The following is an 11,973-nucleotide window of genomic DNA, read 5'->3' as shown; positions in this document are numbered from 1 at the left end:
ACGGGGATATGAAGGGGAAAGACCCGACGGATGGTAGCGGCGGACGGATTTGAACCGCCGACCAAGGGATTATGATTCCCCTGCTCTACCGCTGAGCTACGCCGCCATCGCGTCGGGTGGTTGGGAGATATCGCCCCGGTCGGCCAAAGTCAACCCGTTCGGCGCATGGGATGTAAACCTTGTCACGACGGTTAAAGAAAACTCCCGTTTCCATTGATATGGCTTTATTCATGCCCGCCCTATCCCCCGCCTTCGAGACGAGAGACCGGAATCCATGCCGTGATGAAAACCGAGTTTATTTCCCTGCTGACCGATATCCGCAAGCTGCTCGGCTGGCTGCCGGCGCCGGTGGCGTCGGTCCTGATGCTGTGCGCGGCCGGACTGATGGCGGAAATCCTCAGCCGCATCATCACCAAGCTGGTTCTGCGGATTCCCGGACAGAAGCGCGGGGCGTTCGTGCGGTCCTTTACCCTGGCCATGCAGCGCCCGGCGCGCATCATGCTGGTCATCATCTTCGTGGGCACGGCGCTTCCGGCCTCGGGCTTTTCGTACGCGACGCGGCAGGCGACGGGGCATGGGCTGCTGGTCCTGTTCGTGCTCATGTTGGGCTACGCGGCGATCGTGGCGATGCGTATCCTGTCGGACGCCTATCTGACGCGCATCAACGGCAAGGACGACCGGGACGACATCCTGTCGCGCACGCACATGACCCAGGTGCGCGTGCTGCGGCGGATGGCCGACATCCTGGTGGGGCTGCTGACGGTGGGATCGGCCCTGATGACGTTCGAATCGGTGCGCGAATACGGGCTGAGCCTCTTTGCCTCGGCCGGGGCCGCGTCCGTCGTGGTCGGCCTGGCCGCGCGGCCGCTGCTGACGAACCTGATCGCGGGCATGCAGATCGCCATGACGCAGCCGATCCGCATGGAAGATCTGATTATCATCAACGGCGACTGGGCCTGGGTGGAGGAAATCAACGCGACCTATGTCGTGCTGCGGGTCTGGGACTGGCGCCGTCATATCGTGCCGATTTCCTACTTTCTGGAAAATCCGTTCCAGAACTGGACGCATAATTCGGCGGCGCTGATCGGGGTGGTGTTCCTGCATGTGGATTTCCACGCGCCGATGGATCGCATCCGGGCGCGGCTGAACGACATCGTCCGGTCAACGGCCCTGTGGGATGGAAAAGTCTTCGACGTTCAGGTTTCGGATTGCAGCGCGCAGGTCATGACCATCCGGATCATCGCCAGCGCCCGCACGGCATTGCAGAGCTGGGACCTGCGGTGCGAAATCCGCGAGAAGATCATCGTCTTCCTGCGCGACGAATGCCCCGAGGCGCTGCCGCGGGAACGGATGGCCCATGTTACGTCACTTGCCGGCCAGGATGTCCTGACCACCACAGGTATCGTCTCGCCGCTGGTCGATCGGCCGCCGCCGGGGTCCTACACCGGGCCGGGCAGCGCGCCGCCGCCGTCCGTCTCCTGAGGGGGCTGGCTCGGGCGTGCCCGAACCCGGTCAGGACAGGGACCTGACGGCCGCGTTCTCGCGGCCCAGGAGCGAATGCGACCGGCCGTAGAAGACGTAGCCCAGCACGCCCAGGACGACATAGCTTCCCAGGAGGATGGCCGGCAGGGGGTTGCCGTTCCACAGGGCGCGGATCATGTCCACGAACAGCGGGACCATCATGATGACGCAGAACAGGATGCCCAGCGCCGGCGAGACGCCGATCCACACCCCGCCGATCCGCACCCCGCCCAGGGGCACGCTGAACGGGCGGGGCAGGTCGGGCCGGGTGTTGCGCTGCCAGATCACGGTGAAGCAGACGATGCCGAACGCCGTTGCCGTGCCCAGGCTGACCAGGTCGCTGATGATGTCGATCGGCAGCGTCGCGGTCGCCACCGCCACGACCAGGCCCAGGACGATGGTGCCGATCCAGGGCGTGCAGAATTTCGGATGCAGCCGGCAGAACATCGGCGGCAGCAGCCCGTCGCGGGCGATGGTGAAGAAGATGCGCGTCTGGCCGTAGAGCAGGCCCATAATCACCGAGCACAGGCCGGTCACCGCGCCGATCTTGATGAGAATCGCCAGCCAGGGCTGACCGATCGTATCGACCGCGATAGCCAGGGGATCGGCCACGCCGAGCTTGCGGTACGGGACGATGCCGATCAGCACCGCGGCCACGCAGATATAGACCAGCGTACAGACCAGCAGGGACCCGATGATGCCCAGCGGCACGTCGCGCCGTGGGTTTCGGGCTTCGGCCGATGCGGTCGATACGGTCTCGAACCCCACATAGGCGAAGAAGATGACCGAGGCCGCGCGGAAGATGCCCGGCACCCCGTAATGGAACCCGCCTTCGCGCGGCGGGATGAACGGCACCAGGTACGACGGGTGGACGTAATGAATGCCCACCGCCAGGAACAGCATCAGCACACCGACCTTGATAAACACGATGAACGTATTGATCCGGGCCGATTCCTCGACGCCCAGGACCAGGAAGAACGTGACCAGCAGAACGGATGACGCCCCCACGAGGTCGATCCGGGGCGCCACCAGCAGGCTGGCCCCATGGGCGGTCGGCAGCGTCTGCACCAGGGACGCGTGAAGGAAGGAGGGGACCGTGACGCCCAGATCCTGCAGCAGGCTGGTGGCATAGCCGGAAAACCCGGCGGCCACGCCCGCGCAGGACACCCCATATTCCAGCAGCAGCAGCCATCCCACCGCCCAGGCGGCGCGTTCGCCCATCGACACATAGGCGTAGCTGTACGCCGAGCCCGACACCGGCATCGTCGAGGCCAGTTCCCCGTAGGAAAACGCCGTGAACAGGCAGGCCAGGCCAGCCACCAGGAAGGACAGCAGGATGGCCGGCCCGGCATAGTTCGCGGCGGCGGTGCCGGTCATGACATAGATCCCGGCGCCGATCGTCGAGCCGATTCCCAGCATCATGAGCTGGACCGGACCGAGGGTGCGGCGCAACCCGTGCGTCAGGCTTTCGGACTCGATCTGCTGGATGGATTTGCGAAGCGCCAGGCGCCGGGGCGAGGAGGGAACAGTCGGCATGAAACGAAGCCTAACATGCCGCGCAAAAACTGTATCGCAATGAAAAGGAGTTGCCGCCCTGTTCGATCCTGCGGGTGGTCAATGGCGACGATCCGCCAGGGCGTCGGCGACGGCGGGTTCGATCATGCGGGCGATCGCCTCCTGCGTCGTGGCGGTCGGGTGCAGGGGCGGATCGGGGGGCGTCAGATGCGGGTCGAGGAAGCGCGACGGATCGGGCGCGCCGTCACGTTCCACCGCCGTCCCGACATCCGCATAGTGCAGCCAGGGGCGGCCCCGGCGGATATCGTCCTGCAACGCACGGTTGAGCTGGCGGGTGTTCGCCGTGATCCAGGCCGAGCGGATGGACGGCAGGACGCCCAGAAGCAGGACGCGGCTGGACGGGAATCGGGCATGGATCGTGTCGACGATCCGGACGACGCCCGGATAGGTCTGCCCCGCGTCCGTATGGACATGGCCGAAATTATTGGCCCCGATCAGAACGACGAACAGGCGGGGTGGGGTACGGAAATCCAGCTCGCCATGGGCCAGGCGCCACAGCACGTGGCAGGTGCTGTCCCCCTTGAACCCCAGGTTGAGGGCGTGCCGGTCGCCGTAATACCGCTGCCACACCGGGGCGAAATCGCGCCAGGCTTCCGGCCCGTTCCGTTCCCAGTTCTGGGTGATCGAATCGCCCAGCCAGACGACATCGAATCGGCCATGGGCGATTTCGGCCTGCTTTTCGGCGAATCGCTGGCGCCACCAGGGCGTGTCCATGCGCGATACGGGCTGGATCGCGATGTTGGCGCGGACGGCGTTGGCAGGGGCGGCGCCCAGCCCCAGCAGGGCCAGGAGGGGTAGGGCGGATAAAAAGGGGCGCATAAGGTCGGGTTCCGCAGCAGGTCAGTGGCCGAGAAGGACAAAGGCCACCGCGCCGATTCCCAGGCAGTAATAGCCGAACGGCCGCAGCGCCCATTGTTCGTGGCTGTGGAAATAGCGCATCAGGAACGCGGTGCTGGCCAGGGCGGTGATGGCGGCGATCACCGCGCCGATCGTCGCGGTCTGCATCGTGCCGGGCGGGATGTCGACATGGCGCAGGTGGAAGGCCTCGCGCACCGTCGCGGCGATGATGACCGGCTGGGCCATCAGGAACGAGAAGCGCGCGGCCCCTTCGTGATTGAGGTTACGCAGCAGGCCGCCGATGATGGTTGCCCCCGACCGCGAAATGCCCGGCAGAAAGGCAAGGCATTGCCACAGGCCGATCACGGCGGCGTCGGCGTAGGTCAGCGCGGCGATGGCCCGGTCGGGGTGGACGCGCTCGCGGCTCTTGATCCGTTCGGTCACCAGCAGGAGGGCGCCGTTCAGGATCAGGAAGATCGCGGCGAATCGCGCGGTGCCGAACAGGGCGCGCAGCCAATGCTCCAGGGCCCCTCCGATGATGACTGCCGGGATGGTGGCGACCACCAGCAGCGCGATGATATGGATGCTTTCGGCCTGTCGCTGGGTGCCGTCCCGGCCGGTCAGGCCCTGGACGATCGCAGACCAGTCCTTCCAGAAGAAGACCAGCAGCGCCACCGCCGTTCCCAGGTGCAGCATCACCAGGAAGGGCAGGAAGGTGTCGCCATGGGGATCGAGCGACCAGTGCAACAGGGCGGGCACGATCACGGCGTGCCCCAGGCTGCTCACGGGAAACAATTCCGTGGCGCCTTGCAGGATGGCAATCAAGATAGCTTGGATGAGTGTCATTGTCCGGCTGTCCATGGCGAATTACAATGTTGTCGTGCCCCAGTTTTCGGGGATGCCGCAAGCGGATACCGCTTCGGGATTTAGGAGGAACGTTTGGCGCGAGAAAATGGCAGCGCGATAATTTTCAGCGGGTTGGTCCTGCTGGTCGCCGGGGCGTTCTATGCCTATGCGCGGGCGACGCAGGTCGATCTGAGCCATGATCGCTATGCGCTGGACGCGCGTTTCCTGTCGGCGAACGGCCTGCATGTGGGGGCCGAGGTGCAACTGGCCGGCGTGCCCGTCGGCCGCGTCGCCGCCATCACCCTGGACCCGGCCAGCTATATGGCCGATGTCCGCTTCACCGTGGACCGGAACCTGTCGCTGCCCGCCGATTCGGGTGTCATGATCGGCAGCGCCACGATGACTGCGGACGATGCGCTGATGATCGTGCCCGGCAAGGCGGCGGCGCGCCTGGCGCCCGGGGCCGTCATCACCAACGCCCAGGAAGCCGTCAGCCTGGAGCAGCAGGTCAGCAACTACATCTTCGGCAATGGCGGCCTGCCGTCCGATTCGACGCAATAGGGCGGCGCGTCGGGGGCGGTCGGAATGACAGAAATAATCGGTCGGGGCGGAGCATGAAATATATCTATATAAATAGAGACAAGGACGTCAAAAGGAGGGAAATTTTTTTAGAAAAAAATTTTCATGTAGAAAACATTGAGAGATTTAGTGCTGTAGATAAACAAAATATAAATAAAAATGACCTCATAGGCAGAGGGATATTGAATGAAGATTGCATTTATGGAAATGCCGCAATAGCAAACGCGCTTTCCCATATATATCTGTGGAGCGGTGTTATCGAGAGCGGAAAATCTGCATGTATATTTGAAGATGATGCAATAATTTGTAAAAACTTCACATCGGAATGTAAAAAGGTAATAGATTCTCTGGGTGAGGATTGGGATATTGTTTTATTTGGAAATAATTTTGATGCAAGTTTATATTTGTGTATAGTTCCTGGAGTTTTGGACGGAGTTGTTTCTTTCAATAGTAAAAAATTCGCAGAAAATGCGGATAATTTTTCAGATATTACCATTGATGCGAAGGCCGTGAAATTATTGGAGGCATTTGGCCTTTGTGGGTACGCTATATCTCCCAGAGGGGCTGGTAAATTGATGAATTCCATAATTCCAATAAGAGATATGACATTTAATATTGATATTGTTGGCGGTTTATATAAAAATGGAAGCTTGGATAATTTTTTATGTGCAGCATATAAGCAAATGAATGCTTATTGCTGTGTGCCTCCACTGTGCGTTTCAAAAAATGATAAATCCATTTCTACCATGTGGAATGGAGAAGATTTTTATCATTAGTGCTCGGAAACATATTTGATCTGATGCCGGTCTTGCCCGGCAGCGTTTCCGGAAACCGCCCTGCGGAAGCCGCCACGCGCTGGCTAGGTCGGGTCGTCTTCCGACCCGCCATCCGTTTCCGGCCAGCGGGCGGGGCCGAGATAGCGCCACGCCGCCATGGCCGGTCCCGCGTGTTTCTGCCGCCAGCGGGACAGGACCCACAGGCGCCGGTGCGCCTCCCACCATCCCCAGATTTTCTCGCCCTGTGGGTCGAGCAGCGCGTGGGGGCCGGTGGTCTCCGGGTCGCGCGGAATACCAATATGTTCGGGATCGGGCCAGGCGGGATCATGCGTCATGTCCGCCAGCCTAGCCGCGTGGCCCGAGACCCCATAATCGGTGACCGCATGAGCGTTATGCGGGAACCGACCCCTTCCTTCATCCTTTGAAATCCGTCCGCGACGCTGTCACGCCGCCGGGCGGATGTTCTGGTTGACGTGAAACAGGTTGGTGGGGTCGAATTTCGCCTTGAGGGCGGCGAGGCGCGGGTAGTTGGCGCCGTAGCTCGCCTTGATCCGGCCTTCGCCTTCGTCATCCATCATGAAATTGGGATAGGCGCCTTCCAGGTCGAAGGGGTGCACCGCCGCCCAATACGCCCGTGCCCAGTCCCGCAGCGCATCGGCCCTGGCCGGATCGGGATCGACGCCGGCGATGACCATGGACCATGTCGCGTCGCGGACGGCCCATGCGGTATCGCCCCGGGCCTTCGCGTGCACCGCGCCGTCGATCGGGTAGAGATGCATGAGCGACAGCGCGCTGGGGGCCTGGGCGGCATGCGCGATATGGGCCGCGATCGCCGCGTCCGGCAGCGATTTGACGAAATCGCCCTTCCAGTACCATTGCAGCCCCGGCGGGCAGAGCGCGTCGAACAGGGTCTGCAGCATCGGATAGGCAATCGGCCCCGCCCAGTCGATGAGCGGCGTCGGCAGGGCGGGGCGGACGGCGTTGACGGCGGCCTCGGCCCCGTCGCCGTTATGCGAGACGAGCAGCACGCACATCCGTTTCCCCCAATGTTCGGGCGGGAAGGGCGCACTGGGCGGCACCGTCTGCAGGCCGAGAAAGATGTAGAACGCGTCCGATGCGTTCTGCAGGAAATCCCGATACCATCGCATCACCGTTTCCGCGTCCGACAGGTCGAAGATGATCGGTCCGCCATAGAGCCTGTCCGCCGGATGGGTACGGAACAGGAAACTGGTCACTACGCCGAAATTGCCGCCGCCCCCGCGCAGCGCCCAGAGAAGATCGGCATTGTCGTCTTCGCCGGCGACGACGAAGCGACCATCGGCCAGCACCACGTCGGCCTCGATCAGGCTGTCGATGGCGAGGCCGTATTGCCGCGCCAGATAGCCATGGCCGCCGCTCAGCGTCAGGCCGGCGACGCCGGTGGTGGAGATGATCCCGAAGGGCACAGCCTGGCCGAACGCGTGGGTGGCATGGTCGACCTCCCCGGTCGTGCAGCCGGGACCCACCCTGACCGTACGGTTGCGGGGATCGACGCGGATGCCCTTCATGGCCGACAGGTCGATGACCAGCCCGTCATCGACGCTGCCCAAACCGGGTCCGTTATGGCCGCCGCCGCGTATGGCGATGGGCAGGGCCTTGTCGCGGCCGAACGCCACGGCGGCCATGACGTCGGCGGCGTCGGCGCAACGGGCGATCAGGCGCGGCCGCCTGTCGATCATGGCGTTATAGAGCCTGCGGGCGTCGTCATACTCCGCGTCACCCGCCTGAATGACGGGCCCGCGCAGGGTTGCCGCGAAGCGGCTGATGTCTTCGTCGTCCATGAGGTCTGCTCCCGGACCGAACCGGCGCCGGCTTCGGACGGGTGGCCCAGGGGGCGCGTCTGGCCGGGGGCGCCGGATCTGTGGATAAACAGGGAGGTGATGCCGCGCGCGGCCTGTGTCGAGGGGCGGCGCGCCCAGGCGGTCGCATTTTTCCGCGCCGGAGAAGGCGCGTCAGGTCAAAAATGCAACTGGAGTGCTAATCGTTCAGAGGATAGGAGGCCAGCAGCCGTCTCTGCAACCGCCAGTAGCGCAGCATCGTGAAGGCGCCGCTGGTGCGCCAGCCCGCCTTCTTCTTCTTGGCGCCGATCCGGAACGTCTCGCGGTAATGCAGGAACTGCGTGGCGTAGGCTTCGCGCAGGGTGGTGCGAGAATCCCAGATATGGGTGGCCTCGGAGCCGACTCCGTTGATCTCGATGATCTCGAACCCCACGCCCAGGCGCAGGGCGGCGATCGATTCGAATTTCAGGTCGATCCGGCCGAAATGGAAATCGGGCACGTCCTGCATGATCCGGTCGATCTGTTCGACCAGCGCCGGGGTGATGTCGTCGGCGCCGTTGCGGAAGATCGACCCCTTGCAATGATTCCCCGCGAAGACCAGCCGCAGGGGTTCGCCCGTCGGCAGGATGTCGTGCACCCGTTCGCCCAGTCGGGGCAGGTAGAGATGCGGGACCAGGCGCGTCCGCGCGTCGGCGTCGATCAACTGCCGCACCGTGGAGCGTCCGTCGCCGACCAGCACCGGCGCTTCCTTGTAGGTCAGTGACGTGATGCGCCCCTGCGCCTCGTCGGGATGGCGGATGTAGAAGACGCCGGCCTCGTGCTCGAAGGGGATCAGCCGTTGCAGGACCAGGCGGATGCCACGCGGATACTGGTCCAGCGTCAGGGCCAGGTCGTCCTGGCTTTCGATCAGCTTCACCCCGGTGCCGTTGCAGCCGATATCGGGCTTCAGGACGACGGGCAGGGACAGGCCGGCCTGTTCCAGCGCCATGCGCGCCGCCCGGCCATCGTCGGTCGATCCGGTGACGATGGTGGTGTAGGGGGCGATCCAGCGCCGGGCCTCGTCCCCGGCCATGTCCAGGATCGAGGTCTTGCTTTCCCCGCACAGGCCGCCGGTCTCGATCCGCGGATTCGCCGCTGTCGGCAGGCTGAAATCCCGGTGCCGAAGGCCCATCAGGATCCAGTAGAGCACGACCGGGGTATAGAATACCCAGCCCGGCCAGAATTCGAACAGCGACAGCGGTGAGGGCTGGCGTGTCTTGCCGGCGGCCGGCGTCGCGGCGGTCGAGGCCTGGTTCATCGGGACGGACTCCGCACGGTGGCCACGATCCGGCCGACAAGAATGATGGTCAGGACGAATCCCGCCATGCCCAGCCATTTCCACGCGCCCAGATGGTCGATCAGGAACTGGCCGATGCGTAGCGAAACAGCGAACAGCAGCGATGTCCAGATCAGCGTCGCCACGACTGCCGCGCCGGCGAAACGACCGATGCTGGCCCGGAAGAATCCGCAGGCGGTATAAAGCGGCAGGCGCGCGCCGGGGATGAAGCGGCTGATGAAGACGATGCGAAAGACGTTCCGGCCGAACCAGCCCTGGCTGTCGGGGCCCTGCTGGCCCGTGCCCGGAACGGCGACCCAGCGCCGAGCCGGCGGCCACAGGGCGGCCAGGCGCCCCAGGCCGTAGAGGCCGAGGTCGCCCACCACGATGCCGATATAGAGGGACACGAGCGCGACCCCCAGCGAGACCTGGCCGGTCTGGACCTCCATCGCGGTCACGATCGTCGCCGCGTCTTCCAGGATGAAGGTCCCGATGATGATCGCCAGCGCCTGGACGAACGGCGACGTGCCGGCGCTGGCGAGCAGGGCGGAAAGGGACGGGAACATGACGGGGACGCGCCGGCGTTCAGCGTCGCAGCGGCGGGAGCGGTAGGGTCACATGCGTCACTTCATCAAGCCTCTTGCCGTTGGACGATGCGACCCGATTCATGCGGTCGCGTCGCCCAACTCTGATATTTTGACCCGGATCGTCATGTGTCCGGGCTTCGGCCCCGGCGCGATCCGCCTCGGGTCCGGAGAGGCGGTCCTTGTGGCATGCTTCGTCCCGGCCGACAAATCGCCCAGGCGGGGCGGCGAGGATTGAAAGGCCCCGGCCAGATGTGGCACAGCTATGCGTCATGATCGGACGTCGCGCCTTCCTTTTTTCCGCCTCGGCAGCCTGTGCGAGCGGGGGCGTCGCCCTGGTCGGCACGCCGGCCCGCGCCGCGCCGGCGACGTCGTATGCCGCCTTCCTGGCCGGCGTCCGGGCCGAGGCGCTGCGCGACGGCCTGTCGGCGTCGGTGGTGGGGCGGGCGCTGGCGCTGCAGGCGCCGAACGACAAGGTGCTGCAACTCGACCGTCACCAGCCGGAATTCACGCTGACCTGGGCCCAGTACCGCCAGCGGGTGCTCACCGACAAGAAGATCGCCGATGGACGCAGCGCCGCGCAGGCGCGTCGCGCGCTGCTGACGGCGGTGGGGCAGCGCTATGGCGTGGATGTGCAGCCGTTGATGGGGATCTGGGGGCTGGAATCCGCATACGGGACCCGGATCGGCACGTTCCGCATCACTGATGCGCTGGCGACGCTGGCCTATGACGGACGGCGGGCGTCGTTCTTCCGGTCCGAACTGATGAACGCGCTGCGGATCCTCGACCATGGCGACGTCGAGCCCGAGCGGATGATCGGCAGCTATGCCGGCGCGATGGGGCAGCCGCAATTCATGCCCAGCGCCTATCTGCGCTACGCCGTCGATTATACCGGGACCGGACGGCGGGACATCTGGACCAGCGAACCCGACGTCTTTGCGTCCATCGCCAACTACCTGGGCAAGTGCGGCTGGGTGGCGGGCGAGCCGTGGGGGCAGGCGGTGTCCGTTCCGGCCGCCCTGGGCCAGGACCGGCTGGGGCGCGACCGGCGCATGACCCTGACCGACTGGATGGGGCTGGGGGTCCGTCGCCCGGATGGCAGCGCGTTCTCGCGCGGGGACGTCACCGGCGCGGTGATCCGGCCGGACGGGCCGGGGGGCGAGGCCTTCATGGTCTATCGCAATTTTTCGGTCATCCGCCGCTATAACCCGTCCGATTTCTACGCGCTGGCGGTCGGGTTGCTGGGTCGTGACGTGACGTGAGGCGTGTCTGCGCCGTGCTGATGGCGGCGGCGCTGGCCGGCTGCCATCGGCCCGAGGAACCCCCGTTGCCGCCGGCCTCGCCCCATTATGTCATTGGCGCGCCCTATCGCATGGGCGGCGTCTGGCGCTATCCGCAGGAAGATTTTTCCTATCGGGCGACGGGGCTGGCCGTCGCCGACCCGGACCAGACGCCCTATGTGACGGCGGACGGCGAGCATTACGACGGCAATGCCATGACCGGCAGCCACGCCACCCTGCAACTGCCGGCGATCGTCACGGTCCGTAACCTGGAAAACGGGCGCGAGATCACCGTTCGCCTGAACGATCGCGGTCCGGTCTCGGCGGGGCGGCTGGTGTCGCTGACGCCGCGGGCCGCCGCCCTGCTGGGGATCGGCGCCAATCCGGTCCGGGTGGCCGTCACCGGGATCGAGGGGCTGAACGAGCAACTGGCCGAGACCCTGCCGGGGGGGCAGCATCTGGATGTCAGCGCGGCCCCCGCCGGCCAGGTCCGCGCGGAATCGCTCGATCATCCGGGCGCCGGCGGCACGATCGTCGCCGCGCCCTCGGGCGGCGGCGATGCGGCGGATGCGGTGGCGGTGATGCGCGACCTGCCCGCATCGGTGCGTCAGGGCTATGTCGAGGGGGGTCTGCTGTGGGTGGATGCCGGCACATTCTCGACACTTCGCTATGCTGAAATTGCCGCCGCCAGGACCGGTGGCCGTGTTGTTCCGGTGCGCGATCGCGGCAAGGCGGCCTGGCGGGTACATGTCGGGCCGTTCACGACCGCCGCCGACGCGGACCGGGGACTGGACCAGGCCATGGGTGCCGGAGTAACCGGTGCCCGGATCGTCGTCGAATAGG

At 65.0% G+C, this 11,973-nt stretch carries 12 protein-coding genes and 1 tRNA gene; 5 read left to right on the top strand and 8 right to left on the bottom strand.

The annotated features are described in order from the left end of the window. Window positions 1-31 precede the first annotated feature (31 nt). Window positions 32-106, bottom strand: a tRNA-Met gene (locus HLH21_RS07315). 176 nt (window positions 107-282) lie between these two features. Between HLH21_RS07315 and HLH21_RS07310 the strand changes: the two genes are divergently transcribed. After that, on the top strand, window positions 283-1,482 hold the full coding sequence (locus HLH21_RS07310; protein ID WP_182942824.1) for a mechanosensitive ion channel family protein: 1,200 nt from the start codon (window positions 283-285) through the stop codon (window positions 1,480-1,482). Between the two features lie 30 nt (window positions 1,483-1,512). Here HLH21_RS07310 and HLH21_RS07305 read toward each other — a convergent pair whose 3' ends face one another. The 3 genes from HLH21_RS07305 to HLH21_RS07295 all read right to left on the bottom strand — a co-directional run bounded on the left by HLH21_RS07305 (window position 1,513) and on the right by HLH21_RS07295 (window position 4,779). Continuing rightward, entirely contained in the window at window positions 1,513-3,057 is a 1,545-nt protein-coding gene (locus HLH21_RS07305) for an amino acid permease (RefSeq protein WP_182942822.1), read from the bottom strand. 78 nt (window positions 3,058-3,135) lie between these two features. Next, window positions 3,136-3,915, bottom strand: coding sequence for a GDSL-type esterase/lipase family protein (locus HLH21_RS07300; RefSeq protein WP_182942820.1), 780 nt, complete (start codon window positions 3,913-3,915; stop codon window positions 3,136-3,138). Between the two features lie 21 nt (window positions 3,916-3,936). Beyond that, window positions 3,937-4,779 (bottom strand): undecaprenyl-diphosphate phosphatase, encoded by an 843-nt coding sequence (locus HLH21_RS07295; RefSeq protein WP_182942818.1) that lies wholly within the window; start codon window positions 4,777-4,779, stop codon window positions 3,937-3,939. A 93-nt stretch (window positions 4,780-4,872) separates the two neighbouring features. Here HLH21_RS07295 and HLH21_RS07290 point away from each other — a divergent pair, with 93 nt between their 5' ends. Beyond that, window positions 4,873-5,340: an MlaD family protein gene (locus HLH21_RS07290; protein ID WP_182942816.1), complete on the top strand. Its 468-nt coding sequence runs from the start codon at window positions 4,873-4,875 to the stop codon at window positions 5,338-5,340. Window positions 5,341-5,393: 53 nt separating this feature from the next. Continuing rightward, window positions 5,394-6,134: a glycosyltransferase family 25 protein gene (locus tag HLH21_RS07285; protein WP_182942814.1), complete on the top strand. Its 741-nt coding sequence runs from the start codon at window positions 5,394-5,396 to the stop codon at window positions 6,132-6,134. Between the two features lie 83 nt (window positions 6,135-6,217). Here HLH21_RS07285 and HLH21_RS07280 read toward each other — a convergent pair whose 3' ends face one another. The 4 genes from HLH21_RS07280 to HLH21_RS07265 all read right to left on the bottom strand — a co-directional run bounded on the left by HLH21_RS07280 (window position 6,218) and on the right by HLH21_RS07265 (window position 9,832). Then, window positions 6,218-6,469 (bottom strand): hypothetical protein, encoded by a 252-nt coding sequence (locus HLH21_RS07280; RefSeq protein WP_182942812.1) that lies wholly within the window; start codon window positions 6,467-6,469, stop codon window positions 6,218-6,220. 108 nt (window positions 6,470-6,577) lie between these two features. Next, window positions 6,578-7,954, bottom strand: a complete 1,377-nt coding sequence (locus HLH21_RS07275; RefSeq protein ID WP_182942810.1) for an FAD-binding oxidoreductase — start codon at window positions 7,952-7,954, stop codon at window positions 6,578-6,580. 196 nt (window positions 7,955-8,150) lie between these two features. Then, window positions 8,151-9,248, bottom strand: coding sequence for an ATP-grasp domain-containing protein (locus HLH21_RS07270; protein WP_182942808.1), 1,098 nt, complete (start codon window positions 9,246-9,248; stop codon window positions 8,151-8,153). Next, a complete protein-coding gene (locus HLH21_RS07265; RefSeq protein ID WP_182942806.1) occupies window positions 9,245-9,832 on the bottom strand; it encodes a DedA family protein in 588 nt (195 codons plus the stop codon). Before HLH21_RS07265 ends, HLH21_RS07270 begins: the two co-directional genes overlap by 4 nt. Before the next feature lie 290 nt (window positions 9,833-10,122). On the opposite strand from HLH21_RS07265, the gene HLH21_RS07260 reads away from it, so the two are divergent. After that, window positions 10,123-11,112, top strand: coding sequence for a lytic murein transglycosylase (locus HLH21_RS07260; RefSeq protein WP_182942804.1), 990 nt, complete (start codon window positions 10,123-10,125; stop codon window positions 11,110-11,112). After that, window positions 11,109-11,972, top strand: coding sequence for an RlpA-like double-psi beta-barrel domain-containing protein (locus HLH21_RS07255; RefSeq protein ID WP_264811736.1), 864 nt, complete (start codon window positions 11,109-11,111; stop codon window positions 11,970-11,972). Before HLH21_RS07260 ends, HLH21_RS07255 begins: the two co-directional genes overlap by 4 nt. The last annotated feature ends 1 nt before the right edge of the window (window position 11,973 follow it).

Source organism: Gluconacetobacter johannae, assembly GCF_014174305.1.
Taxonomy (GTDB): domain Bacteria; phylum Pseudomonadota; class Alphaproteobacteria; order Acetobacterales; family Acetobacteraceae; genus Gluconacetobacter; species Gluconacetobacter johannae.
The sequence above is the reverse complement of the archived record's forward strand: the minus strand, read 5'-3'. Positions and strand labels throughout refer to the sequence as shown.

What these genes read in the sequence shown, in the direction of transcription:
- HLH21_RS07295 (WP_182942818.1), bottom strand. Translation starts at nt 4,779, where the DNA reads ATGACACTCATCCAAGCTATCTTGATTGCCATCCTGCAAGGCGCCACG.
- HLH21_RS07275 (WP_182942810.1), bottom strand. Translation starts at nt 7,954, where the DNA reads ATGGACGACGAAGACATCAGCCGCTTCGCGGCAACCCTGCGCGGGCCC.
- HLH21_RS07310 (WP_182942824.1), top strand. Translation starts at nt 283, where the DNA reads ATGAAAACCGAGTTTATTTCCCTGCTGACCGATATCCGCAAGCTGCTC.
- HLH21_RS07285 (WP_182942814.1), top strand. Translation starts at nt 5,394, where the DNA reads ATGAAATATATCTATATAAATAGAGACAAGGACGTCAAAAGGAGGGAA.
- HLH21_RS07300 (WP_182942820.1), bottom strand. Translation starts at nt 3,915, where the DNA reads ATGCGCCCCTTTTTATCCGCCCTACCCCTCCTGGCCCTGCTGGGGCTG.
- HLH21_RS07280 (WP_182942812.1), bottom strand. Translation starts at nt 6,469, where the DNA reads ATGACGCATGATCCCGCCTGGCCCGATCCCGAACATATTGGTATTCCG.
- HLH21_RS07270 (WP_182942808.1), bottom strand. Translation starts at nt 9,248, where the DNA reads ATGAACCAGGCCTCGACCGCCGCGACGCCGGCCGCCGGCAAGACACGC.
- HLH21_RS07265 (WP_182942806.1), bottom strand. Translation starts at nt 9,832, where the DNA reads ATGTTCCCGTCCCTTTCCGCCCTGCTCGCCAGCGCCGGCACGTCGCCG.
- HLH21_RS07305 (WP_182942822.1), bottom strand. Translation starts at nt 3,057, where the DNA reads ATGCCGACTGTTCCCTCCTCGCCCCGGCGCCTGGCGCTTCGCAAATCC.
- HLH21_RS07260 (WP_182942804.1), top strand. Translation starts at nt 10,123, where the DNA reads ATGATCGGACGTCGCGCCTTCCTTTTTTCCGCCTCGGCAGCCTGTGCG.